At 39.1% G+C, this 26447-nt stretch carries 28 protein-coding genes; 17 read left to right on the top strand and 11 right to left on the bottom strand.

Going from position 1 to position 26447, the window contains the following annotated elements; all coding sequences use genetic code 11:
* Positions 1-70 precede the first annotated feature (70 nt).
* From C7H19_RS05970 to C7H19_RS06000, 7 genes are all read right to left on the bottom strand, one after another.
* Complete coding sequence (locus C7H19_RS05970) at positions 71-1867, bottom strand: N-6 DNA methylase (protein WP_219907597.1); 1797 nt, start codon at positions 1865-1867, stop codon at positions 71-73.
* 169 nt (positions 1868-2036) lie between these two features.
* Positions 2037-2678, bottom strand: a complete 642-nt coding sequence (gene tmk / locus C7H19_RS05975) for a dTMP kinase (protein WP_106455986.1) — start codon at positions 2676-2678, stop codon at positions 2037-2039.
* Positions 2679-2681: 3 nt separating this feature from the next.
* Positions 2682-3149: a DUF29 domain-containing protein gene (locus C7H19_RS05980; RefSeq protein ID WP_106455987.1), complete on the bottom strand. Its 468-nt coding sequence runs from the start codon at positions 3147-3149 to the stop codon at positions 2682-2684.
* A gap of 39 nt (positions 3150-3188) precedes the next feature.
* Positions 3189-4622, bottom strand: coding sequence for a dihydrolipoyl dehydrogenase family protein (locus tag C7H19_RS05985; protein ID WP_106455988.1), 1434 nt, complete (start codon positions 4620-4622; stop codon positions 3189-3191).
* Between the two features lie 11 nt (positions 4623-4633).
* Entirely contained in the window at positions 4634-5764 is a 1131-nt protein-coding gene (locus C7H19_RS05990) for a CO2 hydration protein (protein ID WP_106455989.1), read from the bottom strand.
* Positions 5765-5785: 21 nt separating this feature from the next.
* Positions 5786-7291 carry an NADH-quinone oxidoreductase subunit M gene (locus tag C7H19_RS05995; protein WP_106455990.1) on the bottom strand — a complete coding sequence of 502 codons (1506 nt, stop codon included), beginning with the start codon at positions 7289-7291 and terminating at the stop codon, positions 5786-5788.
* Between the two features lie 57 nt (positions 7292-7348).
* Complete coding sequence (locus C7H19_RS06000) at positions 7349-9244, bottom strand: NAD(P)H-quinone oxidoreductase subunit F (protein ID WP_106455991.1); 1896 nt, start codon at positions 9242-9244, stop codon at positions 7349-7351.
* An 804-nt stretch (positions 9245-10048) separates the two neighbouring features.
* Here C7H19_RS06000 and C7H19_RS06005 point away from each other — a divergent pair.
* The 9 genes from C7H19_RS06005 to C7H19_RS06045 all read left to right on the top strand — a co-directional run bounded on the left by C7H19_RS06005 (position 10049) and on the right by C7H19_RS06045 (position 17109).
* On the top strand, positions 10049-10360 hold the full coding sequence (locus C7H19_RS06005; protein ID WP_106455992.1) for a carbon dioxide-concentrating mechanism protein CcmK: 312 nt from the start codon (positions 10049-10051) through the stop codon (positions 10358-10360).
* 45 nt (positions 10361-10405) lie between these two features.
* Positions 10406-10717: a carbon dioxide-concentrating mechanism protein CcmK gene (locus tag C7H19_RS06010; RefSeq protein ID WP_106455993.1), complete on the top strand. Its 312-nt coding sequence runs from the start codon at positions 10406-10408 to the stop codon at positions 10715-10717.
* A gap of 143 nt (positions 10718-10860) precedes the next feature.
* Positions 10861-11199 (top strand): carbon dioxide-concentrating mechanism protein CcmK, encoded by a 339-nt coding sequence (locus C7H19_RS06015; protein ID WP_106455994.1) that lies wholly within the window; start codon positions 10861-10863, stop codon positions 11197-11199.
* Positions 11200-11217: 18 nt separating this feature from the next.
* A complete protein-coding gene (gene ccmL, locus C7H19_RS06020) occupies positions 11218-11523 on the top strand; it encodes a beta-carboxysome shell vertex protein CcmL (RefSeq protein ID WP_106455995.1) in 306 nt (101 codons plus the stop codon).
* 34 nt (positions 11524-11557) lie between these two features.
* Positions 11558-13561, top strand: coding sequence for a beta-carboxysome scaffolding protein CcmM (ccmM, locus tag C7H19_RS06025; RefSeq protein ID WP_106455996.1), 2004 nt, complete (start codon positions 11558-11560; stop codon positions 13559-13561).
* 96 nt (positions 13562-13657) lie between these two features.
* Positions 13658-14299: a beta-carboxysome scaffolding protein CcmN gene (gene ccmN, locus C7H19_RS06030; protein WP_106455997.1), complete on the top strand. Its 642-nt coding sequence runs from the start codon at positions 13658-13660 to the stop codon at positions 14297-14299.
* Positions 14300-14782: 483 nt separating this feature from the next.
* The gene (locus tag C7H19_RS06035; RefSeq protein WP_106455998.1) at positions 14783-16201 is read left to right on the top strand and encodes a form I ribulose bisphosphate carboxylase large subunit; all 1419 of its coding nucleotides are present in this window, start codon (positions 14783-14785) and stop codon (positions 16199-16201) included.
* Between the two features lie 131 nt (positions 16202-16332).
* Complete coding sequence (gene rcbX / locus C7H19_RS06040) at positions 16333-16740, top strand: RuBisCO chaperone RbcX (RefSeq protein ID WP_106455999.1); 408 nt, start codon at positions 16333-16335, stop codon at positions 16738-16740.
* 27 nt (positions 16741-16767) lie between these two features.
* Positions 16768-17109 (top strand): ribulose bisphosphate carboxylase small subunit, encoded by a 342-nt coding sequence (locus C7H19_RS06045; RefSeq protein ID WP_106456000.1) that lies wholly within the window; start codon positions 16768-16770, stop codon positions 17107-17109.
* 333 nt (positions 17110-17442) lie between these two features.
* On the opposite strand, the gene C7H19_RS06050 is transcribed toward C7H19_RS06045, so the two are convergent.
* The gene (locus C7H19_RS06050; RefSeq protein WP_106456001.1) at positions 17443-18015 is read right to left on the bottom strand and encodes a pentapeptide repeat-containing protein; all 573 of its coding nucleotides are present in this window, start codon (positions 18013-18015) and stop codon (positions 17443-17445) included.
* 266 nt (positions 18016-18281) lie between these two features.
* Here C7H19_RS06050 and C7H19_RS06055 point away from each other — a divergent pair, with 266 nt between their 5' ends.
* Positions 18282-18923 carry an NAD(P)H-dependent oxidoreductase gene (locus C7H19_RS06055; RefSeq protein ID WP_245927338.1) on the top strand — a complete coding sequence of 214 codons (642 nt, stop codon included), beginning with the start codon at positions 18282-18284 and terminating at the stop codon, positions 18921-18923.
* 107 nt (positions 18924-19030) lie between these two features.
* Positions 19031-19411 carry a DUF4346 domain-containing protein gene (locus C7H19_RS06060; protein WP_106456003.1) on the top strand — a complete coding sequence of 127 codons (381 nt, stop codon included), beginning with the start codon at positions 19031-19033 and terminating at the stop codon, positions 19409-19411.
* A gap of 81 nt (positions 19412-19492) precedes the next feature.
* On the opposite strand, the gene psb32 is transcribed toward C7H19_RS06060, so the two are convergent.
* Positions 19493-20197, bottom strand: a complete 705-nt coding sequence (psb32, locus tag C7H19_RS06065) for a photosystem II repair protein Psb32 (protein WP_106456004.1) — start codon at positions 20195-20197, stop codon at positions 19493-19495.
* 168 nt (positions 20198-20365) lie between these two features.
* Between psb32 and C7H19_RS06070 the strand changes: the two genes are divergently transcribed.
* The gene (locus C7H19_RS06070; RefSeq protein ID WP_106456005.1) at positions 20366-20854 is read left to right on the top strand and encodes a photosystem I reaction center protein subunit XI; all 489 of its coding nucleotides are present in this window, start codon (positions 20366-20368) and stop codon (positions 20852-20854) included.
* Between the two features lie 73 nt (positions 20855-20927).
* Positions 20928-21044 carry a photosystem I reaction center subunit VIII gene (locus C7H19_RS06075; protein WP_106456006.1) on the top strand — a complete coding sequence of 39 codons (117 nt, stop codon included), beginning with the start codon at positions 20928-20930 and terminating at the stop codon, positions 21042-21044.
* 59 nt (positions 21045-21103) lie between these two features.
* On the opposite strand, the gene C7H19_RS06080 is transcribed toward C7H19_RS06075, so the two are convergent.
* On the bottom strand, positions 21104-21808 hold the full coding sequence (locus tag C7H19_RS06080; protein ID WP_106456007.1) for a DUF1997 domain-containing protein: 705 nt from the start codon (positions 21806-21808) through the stop codon (positions 21104-21106).
* A gap of 139 nt (positions 21809-21947) precedes the next feature.
* Between C7H19_RS06080 and C7H19_RS06085 the strand changes: the two genes are divergently transcribed.
* The 4 genes from C7H19_RS06085 to C7H19_RS06100 are packed head-to-tail and all read left to right on the top strand — an operon-like array spanning position 21948 to position 25597.
* The gene (locus C7H19_RS06085; RefSeq protein ID WP_106456008.1) at positions 21948-22613 is read left to right on the top strand and encodes an SDR family oxidoreductase; all 666 of its coding nucleotides are present in this window, start codon (positions 21948-21950) and stop codon (positions 22611-22613) included.
* A gap of 56 nt (positions 22614-22669) precedes the next feature.
* A complete protein-coding gene (locus C7H19_RS06090) occupies positions 22670-23434 on the top strand; it encodes a Uma2 family endonuclease (protein ID WP_106456009.1) in 765 nt (254 codons plus the stop codon).
* A gap of 11 nt (positions 23435-23445) precedes the next feature.
* Positions 23446-24114 (top strand): glycoside hydrolase family 24 protein, encoded by a 669-nt coding sequence (locus tag C7H19_RS06095; protein ID WP_106456010.1) that lies wholly within the window; start codon positions 23446-23448, stop codon positions 24112-24114.
* Between the two features lie 13 nt (positions 24115-24127).
* Positions 24128-25597 carry a beta-barrel domain-containing protein gene (locus tag C7H19_RS06100; protein ID WP_106456011.1) on the top strand — a complete coding sequence of 490 codons (1470 nt, stop codon included), beginning with the start codon at positions 24128-24130 and terminating at the stop codon, positions 25595-25597.
* A 99-nt stretch (positions 25598-25696) separates the two neighbouring features.
* Here the strand turns inward: C7H19_RS06100 and C7H19_RS06105 are convergent, their stop codons facing one another.
* Positions 25697-26383 (bottom strand): BRO-N domain-containing protein, encoded by a 687-nt coding sequence (locus C7H19_RS06105; RefSeq protein ID WP_106456012.1) that lies wholly within the window; start codon positions 26381-26383, stop codon positions 25697-25699.
* Between the last annotated feature and the right edge of the window lie 64 nt (positions 26384-26447).

Here is a 26447-nt window from a genome sequence, read left to right on the forward strand (position 1 = left end):
AATTTTTACCTACTAGCAACAACTAGAGCCACTAAAAGCTTACCACAAATATACAATTAATTATGCATTGTTACTTATCAAACACATTTTTATCGGGTGAACCGTCGGGCGCAATTTCTTTCTTCTTACTATTCCCATGTAGATCCATAAAATAGATCTCATCAAAGGTTTTTTCTAAACTCTGACGCATTCCTCTAAAAGTCGGATTATCGAGATAGCCATGATTAGTAATAAATGCTAAAATACCCGAACCAGTACGATCGATTCTCCATTGTCCAAAACGTATAAACTTAACATAATCATCTTGTAGCCCTTTTGGATTTTTCTCGCCTAAAGTTTTTCCATCAATTTGATAGTAATCTCGTACTAAATTACTGATCCATTCTCCTGTATTTGATGATTGATAAGAATAAGGAGGATTTCCTATTACAATCATTACAGGTGTATCTCGTTTAATTGTTGATGCTTCATTTGCTTCAAGTGCGACAAATTGACCAAATAATATATCTGATTTTTTCATCGCTTCATCTAGTGTATTCGTCAGATATATTCCTAATCTTTGTTTTCCTGTAAACTGATAGCCAAGTTCTTGTAGTTGTAATCCTAGTTTAAGATGAGCAATAGCATAGGGTGCCATCAACAACTCAAAACCAAATAACCGATTTAATAAATTATCTCTCACATAACTATCCCACTGGTTAGCCATGCCAATTTCTTCTAAATTACGATAAATTTGTTTAATAACTTCATAAAGAAATGTCCCTGTACCCGTTGCGGGATCGAGTATTTGTACTTTGGGTTTATTGGTGATAGGATCTTTTGTATTGTCTGCTAAACCTAATGGTAGATCGAAACGATTTTTTAAGATTGCATCAACCGAGCGCACCATAAATGATACAACGGGTTCAGGTGTATAATAAACGCCACGACTCTTCCGCAAAGCTGCATTATAAGACGCGAGAAATGTTTCATAAAAATGGACTACGGGATCTTCTTGACGGGTACGTTGTCCAAAGTTTTCGAGAATGCTATCCATATCCACACTAGATAGCAATTGTACCAAATCATCGATCGCCCAATCAATCTGACTAATCAGATCAGTTTCAACAATAGTATTAAACAACCGTTTTAGAAACGGGTTTGTTGCAGGTATATATGTACTAGCGGTACGACGAGTAAATTTCTCACCATCTATATTTTGAGCATGACCCACTCTAGCAGCAAACAGTCCATAGGATAGAGTTTGAGCATACATATCCGCAAAGTCTGTATCATTGAGATCGGGTAATAATACCTCACTAAAACCCTGCTTTAATTGATGCAATTCACTTTCAGGGGTTTCCAATAAAGTAGTAGCTGTAGCAAACCTGATCGCTTTCGTTAACCTCGCCATTTGTCGGGCTAAGTCTTCAGGACTATTGACAATTTCGCCATTATATGATAAAAACTGATCGAGTAATGCAGCTACCTGATCAGCATCTCTTATTTGAAGTTTATTCCCACTTTGAACCGCTAAAACCTCTTGTAGTCTACGTTTTCCGTTGACGTACCAGCGAAATTCTAAATAATTGGTTAATACTAAATTAGAAAATGACTCTAAGTAGCGTTGTAACTGTTCTGTTTTTTCAGTTTGATCTAAATTTATCCCAATATCTTTAGCTTCGACATAACCCACCAGCAATTCCCGACGCTTTACGGTAAAATCTGGAATACCTGCTTTATTACCCTTTTCTTCAATAACAGCATCAATTCTTTTTTCTGGATCGTCTAATAAATCTTTCAATGCTAGATAATGACTTCTTTCACTACCTTTTTGTAGATTTTTTTGCAGCAATTTAAGATAACCATCAAAAGATATGAACGGCATTAAATGACCTAAGTTTTCTTTAAGATTATAGTATGCGAGGAATTAAACATTGCTCAGTCAGTCAGCGAATAAATTCACACATCTTAAGCTAAAGTCCATTAAAATGGACTGAAAACCCCCCGAATTAGTCGGTTTTAACCGACTTAAGCTTTGAGACAGAGAATTTATTCTATGGCGTACTTTTGCTAACGGCAATTCCTTCTAAATACTGAATAATTTGTTGATGGATATTTTCTATAGTATCCTGTCCATTAATGATTAATTTATTTCCTTCATACTCAGAAAAAATATTAATAAAGTTCTCTCTAACATGATTTAACTTTTCTTCATTCTCATAGACTTCTTTTAGCTGTCTTTCTGCTATTCTATTTAACGAAACTTGTACAGATATATCTAGATAAATCACTACATCAGGTTGAGGAAATTTAGCATTAAGTTGACTAACAAACTGAAATTCTTCGAGAGTATTACAGTTATACGCAAGGGAGGAAAAATAATATCGTGTGGTAATGACATGACAGTGATCTTGTTGCGTTAATTTTAAGATACCATCCACATCATTATAAATATGATAGTGTCGATCTGCTGCAAAAAGATAGGCCATCTGTTCATCAAACTTTTTTTTATCTTGAATGGGAATAATTGAGCTTTGCATCGCTTCTCTTATTAGTTTCCCAATGACTCCAGTTGTCGGTTCTGGACTTAAAATAGCTGATTGATTTTGTGTAATAAAATATTCTTTTAATAAATTCGCTTGCGTTGATGTTCCTGAACCATCAATACCTTCAAAAACAATAAATAATGATTTCATTTGCTATTCTGGGAAATAATCTGAGTTTAAAACATTTTCTATCGTAAAAGGAGGTTCTGAGGGAAACATATTAGAAGAAAGTTGATATTTTTTTAGAATAACTTTTCGAGCTTTTTGATAACAATCTAAAAAAACTTCCTCTAAAATAGGTTTTAGACTAGGACTATCTTCTAAAGTTAATTCTAGTTGACTTCTTTGCTCAACTACGGTTACTCTCCATCCTCTTTCATTATATGCTTTTTCCGCTTCCCAATATTGAAGTTTAAGTAAATGTTCAATGATAGTAATTAAACGACTTAGTAATTCTCTTTTTTCGCTTCTTCCCATACTTTCTATTTCTTCGATAACATTTTCCCAGTCTACTTGTTCAAACTGTTTTTCTTTCAATAAAGTAGCCGTATTTTGTATCCATTGATAAAAATCTTGTTCGTATAAATTTTTTTTGGAATTAGACGTAATTGAATTTTGCATATTTTTCTCTCACTCTACAATAATTATAATTGTTCTCGTCTATTTTTTAACTGACTTTCTGCGCCATATTAGCCAAGTCTCTAGCAAATCTAATAATGTTTTATTATTTTGTAAAGATTGACTTTGATATTCTAAGGCTACTTGATGAATAATTTCTGAAATTGTTAAAGAAGGTAAAGGGAATTCGGCTAAAGATTGTATTTTTATTTTATGTTGAATAGCTAAAGCGATCGCACTAATTATATCTTCTGCTTGTTTCCCAATAATATGTCCTCCTAAAATCGTTCCTTTTTGGTCTAAAATTAATTTAATAAATCCTGTAGTTTGTCCGATAATCTGTGCTTGAGTATTAATCTTATAAGGTTGTTGTATAACTCTAATTTTATCGCCATATTGTTTTTTTGCTTGTCTTTCGCTTAGTCCAACTCTAGCAATCGGTGGCTCAGTAAAGATACAATAGGGAAGATGATTATAACTAACTTGAAACTTAGGATAAAACAGTATATTTTTGAGAATAATATTGACTTCTTGCTGTGCGATGTGGGGTAAACAATAACCCCCTAATACACTCCCACAAGCATAAATTCTAGGATTCGTTGTTTGTAACTTTGTATTAACATAAATTCCATTTGGCTCGACTTTTACGCCTACCTGCTGTAGATTTAAACCTTCTAGATTTGGGAAAGGATGAAAAGCGATAATAATCTCATCAGTTTCAATTGCTTGATTTCCAGCTTGTAGCCATTTTTGACCATTTATTGATTTTACATGAGTTACAGGAGTTCGAGTAAATAGAATAATTCCTTCTGCTTCGAGTTGTGTTTGCAATAACCAAGAAATCTCAGAATCTTCGTGAGGTAATAATCTTTCACTTTCAACTAAAAGAGTTACCTGTTTACCACACCGTCTCAAATTTTGTGCTAATTGTATAGCTCCTGGTGTCTCTCCAATAATAGTCAAGTTTTCGGGTAAATCATCGAGTGTATTTTTTTGCCAAACTTGGGAAACCGTTAAATAATCAATATTCTCTAACCCGTTAATATTCGGTTGAACAAAAATTGAACCTGTTGCAAGTAAATAAGTACGCGATCGCAATCGTCTTTGATCTACAATAAATCCTAGGTAGGGAAGTCTGCAAAACTCCCCGATACCCGAAATAACATCAACTCCTTTCGCTGCAAGTAGCGATAAAGAATGATACTCCGATAAAATCGTTTCTGCTTCTTTTGTCCAAGCTTGAATTAATTGCCAATTCGGTTTAATGTCTAAATTTGAGGCAACCTGATTCACCTGAGCAAATAGATTTGTAAAATGGGTGTAGGTGCGTCCAAAAATCGCCTCAGATCTATCTATATTCGCCTTAGACGATTGTTCAACTAAAGCGACTCGCATTTTGAGGTTAGATGCTCTAGAAGCCGCATAAATCGCCTCAGCCGTGTTACCGATGACAATTAAGTCATAATCAACAAACATGGTTAACACACTTACTGATTAACATCTAGAATACGAGAAGTCAAAAACCGATTCATCCATTTTTCTAAGTAGGCGCGATTGGCTTTTTGTTGCATCAAATCTGTGGTATCCATAGGATAAGGTGCTAAACCTTTAATGGCTGCTGTTGTGACACAAAACATCGATTTTTGGAACGTTTCGCAAATTTGTACCAGTAAATCTTCTTCTTGACGAAAACTTTGACGATAAAATTGGTGTAAGTATTCAGGCAAAAAGTGGCGCATATCCTGCATCAATAAAGTAGGGGGAATTCCTGCACCACCAACCGGCAACGGATCAGCGTATAATGCACCATAAGTAAACATTCCTTGATCATAGGGAATTTGATACGCTTGAGCATTATAAGAAATTGTGCCAGGGAAAGGCGTACCCCTAAAGAAAACTGCTTCGACATAAGGTACCGCAGTATCCATTAAAAAAGTTAAATTTGCTTCTTTAGGAATAACATCGTAAGTTTGTCCCTTCACTTTGACTTGATAGGTAATGGGTGTACCCGCATCGGCGACTAAACCATCTAAAATATGTTGAACCACATCAGGAATAGTTTTAATCTCCCCACCATCATAGCGATCGGATAAACTTAAAAACATATCTGCCATGATGCGCCAGAATTGCCCTAAACCACTGTAATAGGCCATCATCCGCATTTGTTCGGGCAAAAAATCAGGGAATGCTTTATGCAGCGACATCATAAATAAATTCCCTTTAAATTTAGCCTGAACGACTTTTTCGACGACTGCTAAAAACTCAGGACTATCGACATAAGCATCTAACTGTCCTCCACCATGCCAAAACATGGCCTTCATACAATATTCAGCATATTCATAGTTTATGCGATCGTGCCACCAATGTTTTAGCAAGCGAGAAAAGGTCACATCGCCATTAAAGTATTTAAAGAAGGGAAACAAAACCAAAAACTGATTGTCTGCAATATAGATGAGATTGTTAGAATAAGCATCTAAGACAACGCCGTAGCTTTTAAGAATACCAACGACTTCGAGAACATTTTCTTTTGAGTCTTTGAGTAATGCTTGTCCCGTTTCTATGCGATGAATAGCTTCTGCAAGTGGATGATTAGAGGGTTTAAGTTGTGTCGTTACCATGTTTATATAATTGATTACTGATTACTGTTCACTGTTTACTGATAAAGCAACATCCGAAGTACCTGTTAGTAAAACCGAGACTTGGGGTTCACTCCAACGCACCATCCAACTCGGTTGTATTCCTAACACAATAATTAATATAGCTAAAACAAAAGCGGGGGCGCGTTCTGCCCATAAAACCTGTGGAAGTCGAGAAAGTTCGGTTGTCAGACGGCCAAAAAATACACGGTTAATCATCAGGAGAAAGTAAACCGCCGTTAAACCACTACTAATTAAGCAAAGCAAAGTTTGTATGGGAAAAATCGGAAAACTTCCTCTGAATACCAAAAATTCAGCGATAAAGCCCACCATTCCAGGAATACCAGCGCTCGCCATTACTGCTAAAATCATCAGACTACCAACAATGGGTAAACCTCTTTGCGGGTTGAGTAAACCTTTGAGATAATACACATCACGGCTACCCGTTTTCTTGTAAACAATACCCACCAACAAGAATAACAATGCCGAAATTAAACCATGACTCACCATTTGGAAAATAGACGCGGTGATACTCAGACGAGTCGCAGCAGCAACAGCAAGTAAAATATAACCCATGTGGGCAATGGAAGAATAGGCGACAACTTTTTTCATATCTCGTTGCGCGATCGCACATGAAGCCCCATATAATGCACTAATAGCCGCTAATGTGGCCATACTTGGCGCGAGATATTGCCAAGCATCTAAAAATAACCCGACACCAAAGCGTAATAGTCCATAAGTTCCCAACTTCAATAATACACCCGCTAATAAAACCGAAACGGGGGTCGATGCTTCAACGTGGGCATCAGGTAACCAAGTATGAAAGGGAAAAATCGGAATTTTAATCCCTAAACCCACCAATAAAGGCGTAATTAAGAGTAATTGCGTTCCCAAGGGTAAAGCATCTGCACCTAGACTCATTTCCCGCAAAAAGGCATAATCAAAACTGGTTGCGCCACTTAACCATACCAACCCCAAGAAGGAAACTAAAACCAAAAAGCCCGATACTGAGGTATAGAGGAGAAATTTCATCGCTGCATAACCCCGTCTTTCTCCTCCCCAAATGGCAATAAGAAAGTAAAGGGGGACAATTTCTAATTCATAGAACAAGAAAAATAATAGTAAATCTTGTGCTAAAAATGCTCCTGCTACCCCCGTACTGAGCAAAAATAAAAGAGCATAATAGAAACGAGGTCGGTGTATCGTTGTACTGGTACTCCCAATAGCAATGAGAGTCAGTAAACTATTTAAAAAAAGCATGGGAAAGGATAAACCATCTATCCCAAGATGGTAATTTAAACCTAACCCTTTAATCCAAGGTAAGTACTCAACAAACTGAATATCTGGAATATTAGGATTAAACTGAAAGACCAAAATAATATTTAAAGCGAGGATGATTGAAGCAATTATTATCGCTATTTTTTTGGTTCTTTTTGCCTCTAATTCGATTGGTAAAAAACTTATTAAAATTGCACCTAAAATAGGTATTAAAACAAAAGCATTTAACATCTTTACCGTTTTCCCTCTTTTTTTGCGAATAGGGTGATACTCTCCCACCCATTTTTATTAACTAATTAAAGATGACCAATAATTAATCATCATTGACCATTGACCATTAACCAGCGACCAAAGTATTAAAATAACGCCGACAATAATCGTGAGTAAATAAAACTGAGATTGTCCAGTAGCATTGTATTTCAGCGTATTTCCACTCAAAATAGCCGCTAAACTCACTAAATTAACAAACCCATCAATCACATAGCGATCGAGCCAAGCGGTAATTTTAGATAGTGTAGCAACAACCCAAACCACCGTCACTTGATAAATTCTGTCTAAATAAAAATCGTAGGCGAATAAATCTTGTAAAAATCTTAATGATAATTGTGTCGGTCTGGCCCATGCGCGTCGTAATTCGATCGTTGAACCAATGAGAAAACCCAAAAATCCTGATAGAACCAATAAAGGCATCGCCCATTGTACAACCCCAGAATCATTATCGATCACAGGTGTAACATTTGATAGCCACAAATTCCAGCGAATTGGAATAATGGGAACAATTAAATTAATAATGATTAAAGTCACCATCGGAAACGCCATCGGCCAAGCAACTTCGGGAGTACGGCGAGTTTTGCTTTGAGGTTGTCCCAAAAAGACCAAGCGAAAGACTCTAGTGAGGTTTAGAGCGTTAAAACAGTTAACAAACATCAAAACCGCCAATAACCAGCCATCAACTGCCAGAGACCCATTAAACCAACGCTGTAGCGTCCAGAATAAACTCATCGGCATTAGCGCGATCAGACCTGCCGAACCTACGATAAAAGCGGTGGTCGTTGCGGGCATTTTTGACCATAATCCCCCCATTTCCGTAATATTTTGGTTACTCGTCGATGTAATAATTGCCCCAATACTCATGAAGAGTAAGGCTTTGGCTGCTGCGTGAGAAAATAATAATAAAATGGCGATATCGACATGACCTAAACCCACTGCAATAAAAACTAAGCCTAAAAACGCACTGGTTGAATGGGACAAAGCGCGTTTAATATCGATTTGCGCCAAAGCCATTAAAGAGGTTCCAAGGGCGGTTACAGTTCCTAAAACGACGAGTGTATCGGAAACAACCGGAGATAAGCTAAAGACTGGCTGTAATTTAATCAAAACATAAGCACCCGCCGAAACAACGATCGAATTTCGCATAATTCCAGCAGGGTTCGGCCCTTCCATCGCTTCATCTAACCACAGGTTTAGGGGAAACTGGGCGCATTTACCCGTCGGCCCCGCAATTAAGGATAAACCGATTAAAGTGATCGTTAGAGGGGGTAATGATGAGGTTTCTGTCCAAGTTTCGAGTTGAGAAAAGGTTAAACCCGCCCCATAACTCGATAGGGCAACCAAACCCATTAATAATAAAATATCCCCAACTCGTTTGGTTAAAAAGGCATCGCGGGCGGCGGTAACGACTAAGGGTTGAGCATACCAAAAACCCACCAGAAGATAGGTTGAGAAGGTTAGCATTTCCAGTAAGCCATAACTCAACAGTAACGAGTCACTTAGGGCGATTCCGCTTAATGCTGCCTCAAAAAAGCCGATTAAGCCAAAAAATCGGGCTAGTGACCAGTCTTTTTCCATGTAGCCGAGAGCATAAAATTGGGCGAGTAAGCCGATGCCTGTAATAAGTTCTAATGCTCCTAGACTGACTGGAGATAATTCCATAACCAAAGTTAGATCTAGATCAGCTACTTTGAGCCAATGATAGATTAATTGTTGGGTTTGGACTTGCCAAATTTGACTAAATGCGATCGCGCCGTGAGCCAGAGCCAACACGGTCATTGATAAGTTTAGATAAGCTGCTGGACGCGGGCCCGTCCGTCGCACGATTCCCAATGACCAAGGGAGCGTCAAAATCGACCCTATCAGTCCATAAAAGGGAATAAACCAACTGTTAAAGAGAAAAAAATGACTCATTTACTGAAAAATAATCTTGAAATGAAGGATGAACACGCTATTTAAGGATAACCAAGTCTGGGACTAGAGCCAATTGATTAAAACAAGTTTTGTTTTATATTATTTATCTTTTTGATATGAGTTGTACAACTTTTTCAAAACGATTTTATAAGTTCTGCTGCTGTTCTAGACATCTACTAACGCCCTCACCTTAATTTAATTTATTTACTTGACAAATCTACACCTATCAGCATAGGTCGATCCACTACTTTTGCTGTTGATTCGTCAAAGATCATCGGGTTTTCTCTGGCTTCTTTAATAAGTCTTCTTACCTAGTCTGAGTCCTTAATCTGCTGTGATCCCCTTAAATCAGCTTGGATGCTTTTGCCTACTCAGTTTTGTGTTTTTCTTTGAAATTAGTATAAAAAAATTATAAAACAGTCTGAAGCATGGAAAAAATTTTTTAATTTATCTTATGTCTGAGGGTAGATTGTGATGACCTATTAATTTTCATTAACCATAGAATTAGAAATCATCATCATGAATTATATTGTCAAAGTGGTCAAGGTTCTCTATTCTTATTTTTAGGTGAATTAAATTAGCCACTTCCGTTTCTATTTTACTAAAGCCAGCCCAATCGAAAAGAAAACGATTTAAAGCGATCCCAATCCCGGTAAAATTCGGAATGGTCAATGTTTCCCATGACGCGTGAAAGCAATCTCAAGAAAGCAAGTAATCAGCCAGGGAAAAAATTTGACAAAGCAGCTTATATGAAATGAACCCTCAATTCTGTAGTTAGGCTTGACAAATTAGGACTCAGTAAAGATGTCAATTGCAGTAGGAATGATTGAAACTCTAGGGTTTCCCGCCGTTGTCGAAGCGGCTGACGCAATGGTTAAAGCGGCTCGTGTTACCTTAGTCGGATACGAAAAAATCGGTAGCGGTCGAGTTACCGTTATTGTACGAGGTGACGTTTCAGAAGTTCAAGCATCTGTATCAGCAGGAATTGAAGCAGCTAACCGAGTCAACGGTGGAAAAGTTCTCTCAACCCACATCATCGCTCGTCCTCATGAAAACCTCGAATATGTTTTACCCATTCGCTACACCGAAGAAGTAGAACAATTCCGGAGTTACTAACATCATTTTAAAATTTAACCAATCAAGATTAGGAGCCTTAAAATTATGTCAATTGCAGTAGGAATGGTAGAAACCCTAGGGTTTCCCGCAGTGGTAGAGGCGGCTGACGCGATGGTCAAAGCAGCCCGTGTTACCTTAGTCGGATACGAGAAAATCGGTAGCGGTCGAGTCACCGTAATTGTACGGGGTGACGTTTCAGAAGTTCAAGCGTCTGTATCAGCAGGAATTGAAGCAGCTAACCGAGTTAACGGCGGTCAAGTTCTTTCAACCCACATCATCGCTCGTCCTCACGAAAACCTCGAATATGTTCTACCCATACGTTATACCGAAGAAGTAGAGCAATTCCGCGCCTATTAATATTGTTTTTCGTTTTTCCGCTCATTCATAGTCTATAAACAATAGTTTATCACTTTTTTATAGAAAATCAACTATGAGTCAGCCCTGTAGATAACTTTCTTTTTTTGCAGAACAACAACAAATCGGACAGGAGTCTTAAAATCATGTCAATTGCAGTAGGAATGGTAGAAACCTTGGGATTTCCTGCCGTCGTAGAAGCGGCTGACGCGATGGTCAAAGCAGCCCGTGTTACCCTAGTCGGATACGAAAAAATCGGTAGTGGACGAGTCACCGTGATCGTACGGGGTGATGTTTCTGAAGTACAAGCTTCAGTAGCAGCAGGAACTCAGAATGTGAGACGGGTTAACGGTGGCGAAGTTCTTTCAACCCACATCATTGCTCGTCCTCACGAAAACCTCGAATATGTCCTACCCATTCGCTATACCGAAGCCGTAGAACAGTTTCGAGAAAGTGTTAACCCTCCACCATTAAGAAGAATGTAATAGTGTAGGCTTTCGATAATGCAAATAGCCAGAGTTCGTGGCACCGTCGTAAGTACCCATAAAGCTCGTAGTCTGACAGGCGTTAAGCTCCTATTGTTACAGTTTATCGATGCCGAAGGCCAACTACTCCCTAAATATGAAGTGGCAGGAGATACAGTTGGAGCGGGAATAGATGAGTGGGTACTGGTGTCTAGAGGCGGTGCAGCCCGGATCGATGATGGGTATAATAACCGTCCTTTAGATGCAATGGTGATAGGAATCATCGACACAGTCACAGTCGATAATCGTCAGCTATACAGCAAAAAAGGCGAAAATCGTGGCTAATCAGGAGTTAGAAAGAGCTTTAGGAGGATGAAGTATGGCAGCCCGCACTGTCTTTTCCCAAACGGCGGCGCCCCCGACTCCGTGGTCAAAAAACCTAGAAGAACCCCAAATTGATACCAGTGCTTATGTTCACTCCTTCTCAAATCTCATTGGCAATGTTACCGTGAGTCCTAATGTTTTAGTCGCGCCTGGAACGTCCATTCGAGCCGATGAAGGAACCCCATTTTATATCGGGGAAAGCACCAAGATTCAAGATGGTGTAGTGATTCACGGACTTGAAAAAGGACGAGTGGTCGGCGATGACGGTAAAGAATATTCCGTATGGCTCGGTAAACAAGTTTGTATTACCCATATGGCACTCATTCACGGGCCAGCTTATGTGGGTAATAATTGCTTTATTGGCTTCCGCTCAACGGTCTTCAATGCCCGTATTGGTGAAGGCTGTATTGTCATGATGCACGCCCTAATTCAAGATGTAGAAATTCCACCCGGTAAGTATGTTCCGTCAGGATCAATTATTACAAACCAGCAACAAGCCGATCGCTTACCCGAAGTTAAAGAAAGCGATCGTCTTTTTGCTAACCACGTTGTAGAAATGAATAAAGCTTTACGGGTGGGTGATCAAAGTTCCCAAAATGCTGCTTGCTTGAATGCCGTACAAGAACAACAAGCCCCTATAAAAGAATCTACACAGACTCTCTATAAAAATTCGGAAACACCTATGATGACAACGACAAACCTTCGAGATCAAGTGCGCTCTCTTCTCTCTCAAGGCTATAAAATAGGCGCAGAACACGCCGATCAGCGTCGTTTTAAAACCAGTTCTTGGTTAAGCTGCGGCTCGATCACAGGACAACGCGAAGAACAAATTCTCCATGAAATTGATGTTTTTCTGCAAGATAATCAAGGAGAATATGTCCGTTTAATCGGCATCGACCCAAATGCTAAACGTCGCGTTCTTGAAACCATTATTCAGCGTCCCGGTGATAACCCAACTCAAAGTTCTTCATCTGGTAGCAACGGTCATTATAAAAGTACACCCGCTCATCAGGGATCAAGTCAGTCCAGCAACGGACAAGTTAGTTCAAATGTACGGACACATTTGCGATCGCTAATGAGCCAAGGTTACAAAATTGGGACAGAATACGCCAACCAACGCCGTTTTAAAACCAGTTCTTGGCAAACCGGTCCAACCATCGAAGGGCATCAAGAAAATGCCGTGATCCGCTCTTTAGAAGCCGTGATCGCCGATCATCCTAACGAATACGTCCGCTTAGTGGGTATCGATCCAACAGCCAAACGCCGCGTTTTAGAACTCATCGTACAAAGACCAGGAGAAAAAGTCAGCCTAGATTCTAACGGTAGTTCTCATGGTCAATCTTCCTACGGTTCTAGCAGTCGTGGCGGTTCTGCCGTTAAAGCGGGTATTGCTTCAGACATGATTAGTCAAGTTCGTGCTTTACTCGCTCAAGGTTACAAAATTGGCACAGAACACGCCGATAAACGTCGTTTTAAAACCAGTTCTTGGCAAAGTTGTACACCGATCGAAAGTAACCGCGAATCTGAAGTGATTTCGGCTTTAGAAGCTTGTATTGCTGAACATGAAGGCGAGTATGTACGCCTGTTAGGGATTGATCCTAAAGCCAAACGCCGTGTACTAGAAGCGATTATTCATCGTCCTGATGATAAAGCGCAAACCATATCACGCCCCGCAAATGAGTCTCCCTCTAGCTATGGCAGTTCTTCTAAAACAACTAAAACTCATGCAGGTAACAACCGTCTCAGTTCAGAAGTTGTAGCACAAGTGCGATCGCTCATCGCTCAAGGTCACAAAATCGGCATGGAACACGCCGACAAACGTCGTTTTAAAACGGGTTCATGGCAAAGTTGTACCCCTGTTGAAAGTACCAGAGAATCCGATGTTTTTGTCGCACTCGAAAACTGTATCGCCGAACACCAAGGCGAATACGTTCGTCTGTTGGGCATTGATCCTAAAGCCAAACGCCGCGTTTTAGAAACCATTATCCAACGCCCCTAACAGTTATCAGTCATCAGTCATCAGTCATCAGTTATTTTTTACTGTTTACTGCTTACGACTCACTGTTTACTGTTTACTGTTTACTGTTTACTGAAGATGCACTTACCGCCGATTCATACTATTAGTACCTCAGATATTTTCGTAAATGGTGACGTTACCATTCATGAAAGCGCGGTAGTAGCCCCCGGTGCTATCCTGCAAGCCGCCCCCGATAGTCGTATTATTGTCGAAGAGGGTGTCTGTGTTGGTATGGGTGTGATTCTCAATGCCTATCAAGGCGATATCGAAATCAAATCAGGGGCTATTTTAGGGGCGGGAGTGCTAATTATTGGACACGGTGAAATCGGTCATAATGCTTGTATCGGTTCGACAACAACGATTCTAAATACTTCTGTTGAGGCAATGACGGTGATTCCCGCAGGATCTCTAATTGGCGATCGCTCTCGTCAGGCTATTCTAACGGCGGAACTCATTGAAGAAAATGATCAACCTTCACTAGAAATGCTAAATGGCTCAGAACTGCCCGTAACCGAGGCTTTTCCAGATCCTTTTTTAGAAGAAGCCGATGTAAGTATCGAAAATCAGCCGCCAACAACCGCAAAAACTGAAACACCTCCAGCAATAGAAGGGCCTGTTGTGGGACAAGTTTATATTAATCAACTCTTATTTACTCTTTTTCCAGAGAGACGAAATCAAAACAATTCTAAACAGAATCAACCGCAAAAAAAGAAAGAATAAGTCATTGTACTTAGCTCATTTTTGAGCAAATGATCAAAGGACAAAAAAACAATAAGATAAGTAATTACACTTAGCAGATCAGCTAAAACAAATTTGCTTGTCAATTTTTGGCATTTTTAAATATTGCTATTAAAAAAATAGCCCAGAACCTTAGTGCTGTATAGCTTTTAAAAATAAGTTTTGTGTTTTTTTAGATAAAATTAAGTTTTGTTAAGTATTATGAAGAGTACATTAGAAAACTTAATCAGCCTCAGAAAAAAAAGCAATCAAAATTTTAGAAAATAGAGGAAAAAAAATGGACAGAATAATTTAAGATTTATGATAAGATGATTACCCGAAAAAAGAAATAATCATATTTACCCTCAGCAACTAGCCAGGGGACTTACAAAAAAAAAGAATTCTCCTTATAGAAGATTGAGAGCTTCAGAGGTCTTAACTTGATAGAGAGAAATAATCATGCAGTTTATGGAGGAATAAAGCCAGATGGTGCAAGCTAAAGGAAAAACAGGGTTTGACGCAGGTGTAAAAGACTATCGCTTAACTTATTACACCCCAGACTACACCCCCAAAGATACCGATCTTCTCGCCTGTTTTCGTGTTACGCCTCAACCCGGTGTACCTCCCGAAGAAGCAGGAGCAGCAGTAGCGGCAGAATCTTCAACAGGAACTTGGACAACCGTTTGGACAGATAACCTAACCGACTTAGATCGTTACAAAGGTCGTTGTTACAACATTGAACCCGTTGCTAACGAAGATAATCAGTATTTTTGCTTTGTAGCTTATCCTCTAGATCTCTTTGAAGAAGGCTCAGTTACTAACATTCTGACCTCGATCGTTGGTAACGTATTTGGGTTTAAAGCTCTACGCGCCCTACGTCTAGAAGATATACGGTTCCCCGTTGCTTTAATCAAAACCTTCCAAGGACCCCCACACGGTATTACAGTTGAGCGTGACATCCTAAATAAATATGGTCGTCCTTTACTCGGTTGTACCATCAAACCCAAATTAGGTTTATCGGCAAAAAACTACGGTCGTGCCGTTTATGAGTGTCTTCGTGGTGGTTTAGACTTCACCAAAGACGACGAAAACATCAACTCACAACCCTTCATGCGTTGGCGCGATCGCTTCCTCTTCGTACAAGAGGCGATCGAAAAAGCTCAAGCTGAAACCAATGAGATGAAAGGTCACTACCTAAACGTGACTGCTCCCACCTGCGAACAGATGATGGAACGGGCTGAGTTCGCCAAAGAAATCAAAACCCCGATCATCATGCACGACTATTTAACTGGTGGCTTTACAGCTAATACCACCCTGGCTAAATTCTGTCGCGCTAATGGTTTACTGCTTCACATTCACCGTGCAATGCACGCTGTAATCGATCGTCAGAAAAATCATGGTATTCACTTCCGCGTTTTAGCCAAGTGCTTAAGACTATCTGGTGGTGACCACTTACACTCTGGAACCGTTGTCGGTAAATTAGAAGGTGAGCGCGGTATCACGATGGGTTTTGTTGACCTAATGCGTGAAGATTACGTTGAAGAAGATCGCGCACGTGGTATCTTCTTTACCCAAGATTACGCTTCTTTACCCGGTGTATTCCCTGTTGCATCTGGTGGTATCCACGTATGGCATATGCCCGCGTTAGTCGAAATCTTCGGCGATGATTCTTGCTTACAGTTCGGTGGTGGAACCCTCGGACACCCTTGGGGTAACGCACCTGGTGCAACCGCTAACCGTGTTGCTCTCGAAGCTTGTGTTCAAGCTCGTAACGAAGGACGTTCCTTAGCTCGTGAAGGTAACGACGTTATTCGTGAAGCTTGTCGCTGGTCTCCTGAGTTAGCCGCAGCTTGCGAACTCTGGAAAGAAATCAAGTTCGAGTTTGAGGCAATGGATACCCTATAAAACGGTTAACAGTTATCAGTGAACAGTTAACAGTAAACGGTTATCATGATAGGAAAATAAAACAGTCCTTCATCAATACATCGTTTTAAAAAATTACTGATAACCGATCACCGATAACTGATAACTGAAAAATGTATCCCAAAAAAGTTGCACAAGATACAGCAAAAGTCTTACAAAGTTACCTAACTTACCAAGCTGTTCGCACGATCATCGATCAACTCTCGGAAACGAACCCGACTCAAGCCATTTGGTTAAGTCAATATTCTTCCACCAACAAAATACAAGACGGGGAAGCCTATTTAGAAGGGTTAATGACGGAGAATAAAGAATTAGTCTTGCGGATCATGACAGTGAGAGAACATCTAGCAGAACAAGTTTTAGAATTTTTGCCAGAAATGGTAAGAGCAGGAATTAGTAAGGCTAATATCGACCATCGTCGTCAACTTTTAGAACGCTTAACACAAACTCAAACTGAATCAACATCAGTTCAGCCTGAGATCTCCCTTTGGGAAGACAAAGAAATACCGCCCCAAGAATAGTTTTTCATCCAATAGGAAAAAAGACCCATGAAAACATTATCTAAAGAGAAGCGTTACGAGACACTATCCTACTTACCTCCTTTAACTGATCAGCAAATCGCTAAACAAATTCAATATATGTTAGAGCAAGGTTATATTCCTGCTGTTGAATTTGAAAAAGATCCTCAACCTAGCGATCATCACTGGACTCTGTGGAAACTTCCCCTATTCAGAGCTAACAGCCCTCAAGAAGTCTTAAACGAAGTTCGTGAGTGCCGTAACGAGTATGGTGACTCTTACATTCGCGTAATTGGTTTCGACAACATTAAACAGTGTCAAACTATGAGCTTTATCGTTCACAAACCCAATGCGAATAACAGCCGTTACTAAGGTTCTTGTTTAAATAAATAAAACAGGGGTAATTTAATCATTGCTCCTGTTTTTTTGTAGGTTAACTGGGTATTAGATAGCAATTGGGGGGAAATTGGCTCAAAGTGTAATAAAAATTAGAATTATATAACGCCAAGGATTGAAATCCCTGTCTCAAAGTTAAAATCGGTTGAAACCGATTCCGATGTAAAAAGGTTAGTCCATTTTAATGAGGGGCTGTCTGGGCGACCTGCGCGCCCAGCTTGTAAGCCCCGTAGGACTTTAGCTTTAAGACAGAGAATTTATTCTCTGGCTAAAACCACAATTACGAAACAATCAACGAGCGATACCATTTCAACAGCAATCGATCAAAGTAGCACTACTTAAATCGACTCCATACAGTTTGGCTTGAGTGAGGATATTAGATTGTTCAATGGAGGCATTATTAAAAATAGTACCGCTCAAGTCAACATGTGTAAAATTACAGAATATAATCGTTGCATTACTCAAGTTGGCTCCACTCAAATTGCCAAAAGAAGTATTTCCAATCATTGCTCCACTGAGATTGATTCCACTGAGGTTGACTCCACTCAAATCAGTTCCATTACCTCCACCAAAATCAACTCCACTGAGGTTGGCATTACTAAAATTAGCTTCATAGAGCATACTTTCAAAAAAATGAGCATTACTCAAGTTGACTCCACTCAAATCAGTACCAGTCATTTGAACCTCACTCAAAATGGCATGACTCAAGTTGGCGTTTCTGAAGCTCGCTCCATCCAAACGAGCTTGACTAAAGTTAACCCCACTCAAGTCAACCCCACTCAAATCAATTCCTTCAGCTTCAATCCGCCGGAAATCTTGCTTTCCAGCAGCATAAGCACTGATAATCTCCTCTCTAAGCAACTGCAATTTATTCGCATCCACAAATTAATCCCAAAATCGTTTCATATCATCAATAATAGTGCAAAAGAACTATATCGAGAAGTTTTCAACAAGCTTTTAGCGTGAACTAATCAAAGCAAGGGTAATTTAATCATTGCTCCTGTTTTTTTGACCTCACCTCAACTCTTCTCCTACAAAGAGATGGGCTTTTTGATCTCACTTTAAATTACTTACAAAAAGCTTTTAAGATAGCATGGGGACTATCAACCCTCAACAACTAACCTATAACAACAAGAAACATTATGGAAATGTCCGAACAAGTCCTTAAACAGCTTCAATGGCGTTATGCAACTAAAAAATTTGATCCGACAAAAAAGATACCCGATGATCTTTGGCAAGTCTTAGAACAAAGTTTAGTCTTAGCACCGTCTTCATTTGGGTTACAACCTTGGAAATTTATCGAAGTTCGTAACCCTGATGTTCGTCAAAAATTACTTGAACATTCATGGAAACAAACTCAAGTGGTTGACGCTTCCCATTTAGTCGTTTTTGCCATTAAAAAAAATATAGACGCAGCAGAAGTCGATCGCTATTTAGAAAGAATGTCCGAAGTCCAAGGTACACCAGTTGATGCCCTACAGGGTTTTGGTAACGTTGTCAAGGGTTTTCTAACCAAGCCTCCGTATCCCCTAAATTTAGATGAATGGTCAGCGAGACAGCTTTATATTGCGCTAGGACAGTTTATGACTTGTGCGGCGATGCTAAACATAGATACCTGTCCGATGGAAGGTCTTAACCCTGCTAAATACGATGAAATCCTCGGATTAACGGATTATGCTACCGTTGTCGCTTGTCCTGCGGGTTATCGTGCCGAAGACGATCGATCTACACCCGCCAACAGACCTAAAGTCCGTTATAAGTTAGAAGATGTCATTCAATATATAGATTAAGTCGTAATAATTCCCTCTCCTTTGAGGAGAGGGCTAGGGTGAGGTCAAAAAAATTCTTTGGATAAAGCTTTAGAATAAAAAACTGTGCTATCAAATACAAAAACCTTATGATCATTGCAGACACGATTAAAACGATAGACGATGAGCTATCTAAGCGGTATATTGAGCTAGATCCAGCAGGTTACTTTATTATTTATTTAGATCGAGATGCGGGTCTGATTTGTGCCAAACATTATACCAATATTATTAATGAAAAAGGATTAGCGGTTGATCCTGAAACTGGAAAAGTAATTCCAGCGAAGGGAAAAGTAGAACGCACCGCCCAAACTCTTTATACAGCAAGAACCGCTAAAGAACTTTGTGTCAAAATTATTGAAGACACTAAACCTTGTCCTGTGGGTTTTCTTGATCATGCAGCTTATCTGGGGCGAGAATTTGTCCGCGCCCAACAAGCTTTAATCAGTGGTGAAGACTATATACAAGATTGAAAGTTAAAGGGCTTGACAACCAAGCCCCTAATCAGATTTAATACATAAAATTGTATTTTTGTCAAGAGTTAATTCAAAAAATTATTCCTCTTCTTCGCCGCCACCACCCCAGGGAAAACCCGCATACCAAAAGTAAGTGACCATCGGGATCAGCGTAGCGAAAAACAAGAAAACGATCACCCAAATACTCGCACTGGTATCGTTAGTATCCTCGGCGCTGGTAAAAGTACTGTCAATATTGATTTCTTGTACATCAGGTGGGCCAGGGTCAGGTTCACCCGATAGAACAGCACTTACTCGACGACTCGCATCTAACAAAGCTTGATTATACTTGGCACCATTTTTGAGCGGAACGGCAACAGTTTCAGAGACTACACTGTCAGCAATGTCATCGGTCAGTAAATTTTGGACACCTTTTCCTGTACGAATTGCCGTGGCATTTGTTAGAGTATCAATGATCAATAAAGTCTGATTTTCCTTTTCTTCTGGAGTCGGATACCATTTATTAAATAAATCATCGGCAAACTGATTCATCGTTTGACCAAAATCTAGACGACGAATCACCACCATACGAACTTCATTTCCTGTACGATCGGCTAATTTTTTTAAGTCACCGCTTACCTTCGCTTCATTGGCACGACTTATCGTATCCGCGTTGTCAATCACCCAAGTAGGATCACCTGAACTCAAGGGAGGTAAATCATAAACTCCTGTAGCATGAGCCGGAATCATTAGCAGTCCCCAAGCTAACAATACAGTACAAAAAAAGCTCAACAAACGTTTCATTGTATTAACTCTCATCATGATTGCTATAAAAATATCATATGAGAAATTGGTTTCATGAACTTTTCTAACGCAAAAGATAAATTTAGAAGCGAGATGGACACGCGTTGCTTAAAATATTTTTAAGTTTTCTATTCTCATTTGGATTAGAAAGAGGAGAACTCAAATAAAATGCCCGAAACTCCATTTAAACAGGTTGTTCATCCTTATCATGGTGATCCTTTTGTAGGTCATCTCTCAACCCCGATTTCTGATTCTGACTTTACCAGAACTTTTATCGGAAATTTACCCGCTTACCGTCGTGGTCTATCCCCCATTATACGGGGCTTAGAAGTCGGAATGGCTCACGGTTATTTTTTAATTGGCCCTTGGGTATTACTTGGCCCCTTACGTGACTCTGATCACGCTAACTTAGGCGGTTTAATTTCGGGTCTAGCACTGATCCTTATTGCAACTGCTTGTTTATCGCTCTATGGTTTGGTTTATTTCCAAGGCAAAGATGATATTGTGGGTCCTGATGCCCTAAAAACCTCTGAAGGCTGGAGTCAGTTTGCTGCTGGTTTCTTCGTTGGCGGTATGGGCGGCGCATTTGTGGCTTACTTTCTATTAGAAAATCTTAACGTCGTTGACGGCATCATGCGCGGTGGATTTAATCAATAGTTAAGTCTAGTTACTTTTCCCTTTCATTATCTACTTTCATCGGTTTTTTTGACATTAGATAGGAGAATTTCACATGAACGGTGCTTACGCTGCCTCTTTTTTACCTTGGATTTTAATTCCCTTCGTCTGCTGGTTATTACCTGCGATTGTAATGGGACTTCTCTTTATTTATATCGAAAGTGAAGCCTAAATCTTAGTAGAGACGCGCCATGGCGCGTCTCTACAGAATCACGATCTGAGGTGTGATTATTAAGCGGCTACCGTTTTTAAATCAATCTTTTGAAAGGTACGCCCCGCTTTATTCGGAAGGGGTAAACCTAAACGATGATGAAAATCTTGTTGTACTTTGTAGGTTAAACGTGGCGAAATTTGACGGACAATTTCACTCAGTAAGCGATCGCCAGTCGTCTGAACTAAATTCCAAGGTAATTTTGAGATAAACTTAGGGAATCTAACCATTACATCCATATGCAATTCCCAAGTTACTTTTGTCACCACATCTGGTAACTGGGTCATTCCCTGTTTTCTAAATGCACTTTCTAAACTCGACATAGCTTTTATCGCTTTAACTTCATCTAAAGTCATCAAAGCACGATAATCAACTTGATAGCCTAAATCTTCTTCGCTCTCTAGGGGGATACTGTGCATATAATAAACCCCATCGACTGGCGGTTCTAGAACTACAGCCATTTTTGGTTCCACATCATGACCAAACGCCCCATATTTACCAACTGCTAAAAGATAACCATTATTGCCCATCGGTTCAGTTTTCATCGGTTCCGCGCATCGACAAAACCATCCGTCATGTTGATTCAAGTATTCTGCCACAGTCTGAGCATCGCTGTACATTTCCATACAGCCCTCAAAATGCGCCTGAAAATGAGCTATTTTAGTCTCTATTAACTTAGAATCAGAAAAATCATCGGGACCAGAAGTAACATATTGGCACTGCATAACCAGAAGTTGGGGGGCGAGGGTGAATATGTTCTTTTTACTAATCCAACCAAGGATTCTAGCAAAAAGATAGAAAGACGTTCATAATGTTTTTGTAAGAATAGTATTACCTAATCTATAAAAAACTGGGGTAACCAACATGAAAGCGTTTGTAGCAGGCGCAACCGGTCAAACGGGTCGAAGAATTATTAAAGAGTTAATCGATAAAAATATTCCTGTTAGGGCTTTAGTGAGAAACCTAGAAACCGCTAAAGAAATTCTACCGCCTCAAGCCGAATTAGTCCTCGGAGATGTCCTGCAACCCGAAACCTTAAAAGATGCGATCGCTGATAGTACAGTATTATTATGTGCTACTGGAGCTAAACCCAGTTTTAACCCTACAGAACCCTTTTCCGTTGATTTTCAAGGAACCAAAAATTTAGTCGATGCAGCCAAAGCGAAAGAAATTCAGCAGTTTGTCTTTGTTTCATCTCTTTGTGTCTCTAAATTTTTTCATCCTCTTAATCTATTTTGGTTGATTCTTTATTGGAAAAAACAGGGAGAAGACTACCTAATTAATAGCGGATTAAACTATACTATTGTCCGTCCTGGTGGTCTTAAGAACGAAGATAACGCGGAACCTATTCTCTTGTCATCCGCAGATACCCTGTTTGAAGGCAGTATTCCTAGAACAAAAGTAGCCCAAGTTTGCGTAGAATCACTTTTTTATCCCCAAGCAAAGAACAAAATTTTAGAAATTGTCACTTCATCTGACGCACCGGCCGTGAATTGGGAACAAATGTTTACAAATGTTGCGGCAAGGTAATTTAGTCTAAAAATAATTTAGCTACAATTGAATAGAGTTATTTTAGTTGTATTTTTATGACTATTTCTTCTGAGACTGCGCCAGAGACTAATCTTAAAGATTGGGAAAGCGAGTTAGTCATTCCCGATATTAGTCATTTGGTGATAGAAGACGATACCCCTGTGGATAGTTTAATTTCCGAAAAACAGCAACGCTTATTAGTAACTTCTCTATATAGCTCTTTTGCTAAAAATATACCTTTACCTTTTCTAGCGGCCGCAAACGTCGGATTGTTTTACGCCCTCAAACAACGTCCCTTAGTTCCTGATGTTATGCTCAGTTTAGATGTAACAGTACCTCAAGACTGGAGTAGAAAAGAAAATCGCTCTTATTTAATCTGGGAAATGGGTAAACCGCCAGAAATAGTCATTGAAATTGTCTCTAACAAAGTTGGAAACGAACTCAGTAGCAAACTTAAAAGCTATGCTAACGCGAGAGTGGGTTATTATGCGGTTTTCGATCCACTTAAAGCACTTAGCCAAACTGTATTACAGCTATACAAATTACAAGCCAACAAATACAATCAAATTGATGATTTTTGGATGCCAGATCTAGAATTAGGGTTAAAGCTGTGGCAAGGAACTTTTGAAGGAAAAGAATATACTTGGTTACGGTGGTGTGACCAGACTGAACAAATTCTCTTGACTGGGGATGAAATAGCCGAACAGGAACGCCAACGCGCCGAACAGGAACGCCAACGCGCCGAACAAGAACGCCAACGCGCCGAACGGTTAGCAGAAATACTTCGAGAACGGGGAATAAACCCAGACGAAATCATTTAACAGAAAACAGAATGAGCAACAGACAAAAAAATATTTTCACTCAAACAATTTTTGGTACATCAGTTCTTATTGTTCTAGCTTTTCATGGACAGTTTCCCTCTCTCGTTAACACCCTAACTCAGCAATTCTCAGCATCGACGATTAAATTATCATACGCTACTCAACCTCTAGCAATGACAGGAGGAGATCCCTATATTCGTGCTTTGATGCGTACCATTACGGCTAGTGAATCGAATGTCGATAAACCTTATTATGTGCTGTATGGTGGAAAATACGTTGATGATTTGAGTACACACCCTGAACAGTGTATGCCAATTGTAACAGGGCCAAATGTAGGTCAATGTAGCACCGCCGCCGGACGTTATCAATTTCTAAATACAACTTGGTACGAAAAAGCGAGACAATATCACCCGAAACCGTCTGGTTTGTTGTGGTGGAAAAATTATAGTTTTGAACCCGAATATCAAGATAAAGTCGTTTATGCTTGGTTAAATGATTCTAATGCTTGGGGTGTTAATATTTCCCAAAAACTTCAACAAGGTAAAATTGATGCTGTTTTAAAATTACTCTCCCGAACTTGGACAAGTCTAGGATATGGTATAGAAACAAATTCGATGAGTCCTCATTTAAGCAGAATTTATCAAAAAATGCTGACCGAAGAATTAAAACGAGTTGGTTAATAATACACTGTCTATGAAATCTCCTATTGTTTTTTCACCTGCTCATGCTCGTTATACTAAAGAACGTTTTGCCGAGCAGAATGACTATCTTTCCTATGAATTAGGAAAAGCTATTCAAGAATTACCCCCACTTTACACCCGTTTACTGGCGGGAACTATATCATTATTAATCTTTGGGGGCATTACTTGGGCCTATTACGCTCAAGTCGATGAAGTGGCGACTACTACAGGTAAAATCATTCCCTCGAAAAGTCTTAGACCTGTACGCGCTATTAATGATGGTATTATCCGAGAAGTCACGGTAAAAGCGGGAGAACAAGTCAAAAAAGATGAAATTTTGCTTGAAAAAGATGATGCGATCGCACAAACTGAAATTAACCGTTTGCAAAACTCAGTTAATCTCATTAAAAAAGATATTGCACGTCTCAACGCAGAAAGATTAAATCAAATAGCCACAGGAAATACATCTCAAGATCAACTCCAAACCGCTCGTCTTGGAGATTATCAAGCGCGTCGTATTACCGCTCAAGCTGATGCTAACAAACAATTGGCAACCAAACAAGAAGCGATCGCTCGTTTATCCCGTTTACAAGAAAATCTCAAAACAGCGCGTATTACCCAAGACAAAGCAGCAACAATTTTAGAAAAAGCCAAAGAAGGGTTAGGAAATGCCAAAGAAAAAGAAAAATCATTACGAGTTTTAGTTGCTCCAGAAAATCAAGCCATTCCTCGATTAGAATATGTGGAAGTGCAAAATCAAATTATTCAATCAGAAGCAGAAGTTATCCGCGCCGAAAATGAATTAGTAACCGCAAAAGATAAAGTTATTTCCTTAGAAAAAGACATTGCCGCACAAAAACAAACTATTTTAATCGCCCAAGAATCCTATCAAGGAGCATTAGGACAAACTAACCGCCTTCAAACGGAGCGTCAGACTGAAATTTTAACCCGTTTAAATCAACGACAAGAAGAATTAACCTCTGCTGCTGGACAACTTGAAAAAGCGAAAAAAGAGAAAACTTTTGAATTAATTAAAGCTCCCGTTGATGGGACTGTATATGAAGTAAAAGCTACCCAAGGACCTGTGCAAAGAGGAGAAGATTTATTATCTATTTTGCCAAGCGGTGATAATATTGTTCTAGAAGTAAAAGTATTAAATAGAGATATCGGTTTTATTAATACAGGAGATCGAGCAAAAATTAAATTAACAACTTTTCCCTTTCAAGAATTTGGCACAATCGAAGGAAAAGTATTAAGAGTTGATCCCAATGCAACTGTAGATGAAGAAAATAAAGATTTAGGATTAGTTTATAAAACAACTATTGAATTAGAAAAAAAATCAATGATGGTGAGAGGGAAAGAAGTCGCCTTAGTACCTGGAATGACCGCTACTGCGGATATTGTAACTCGTCAAAAATCTGTACTAACTTTCTTTATTGAACCCATTACTCGACGTTTTAGCGATGCTTTTTCCGTAAGATAATTAATAATTTAATAAAAGTGAACATCCAAAATTTATCTAAATTTTATCGAATAAGCAAACAATTAATAAAATTTAATAATTAACTTAATAGTTTTTATTTTATTCGGAAAGTGAATGATCAGATTTATGATTAGATGTAATATTTTCAGAATTTGTTTTATGATGATTTTCGTGATTAGTAACTGGTGACAATGAATCTAAAGATTTAGCATCAACCTGATGCCATTGGTGATTTTTTTTATTCAAATCATCAAAAGATTGTAAAGCATTATCTAACAAAATTTCTCTCACCTGTTCTCGAATCGCTAAACGGATATAATCATCAATTCCGCCTAATTCATATAATAAATCCATGCCTAAACGAATCGTCTCAAGCTTATCTTTAACTGAAAGATTTTCCGTCGGTGTACTGCCGATAATAGAATGATTTTTTCGCGGTCGTACTGCTGGCAAAATTTCTCTTGTAATCCACTGTTGAAACGGTAGCATTAAAGGACTATTAGATTGAGCAATTAAATAATATAAACCCGCTTCATATAAAGTAGAAACTAATTGCTCGCCTTCAGGAGTCATAATTGGTTTTTGACTCTTCCAAGGAGCAGGAATTGGGGCAAAATAGTCCGTATAATCTTCAGCATTTATACTAGGATGGAGAACAGCAAAAACATCGCCAAAAACCCATTCTGGCATTTCTGTTGTACCGACTAAACGAATTTGCCAATATCGTCCAGAGTCGTTATCCTCAAACTTGAATACTTTAGGTACTGTATAGTTTTGCTTAACCATTCTGACTTTACCAACTCGATTAACTACACTACTTAGACCCCAATCCGCAAAAAAAGTTCATTAC

It is taken from the genome of Aphanothece hegewaldii CCALA 016 (assembly GCF_003007785.1).
In the GTDB taxonomy this organism is placed as follows: Bacteria; Cyanobacteriota; Cyanobacteriia; order Cyanobacteriales; family Microcystaceae; genus Chroococcus; species Chroococcus hegewaldii.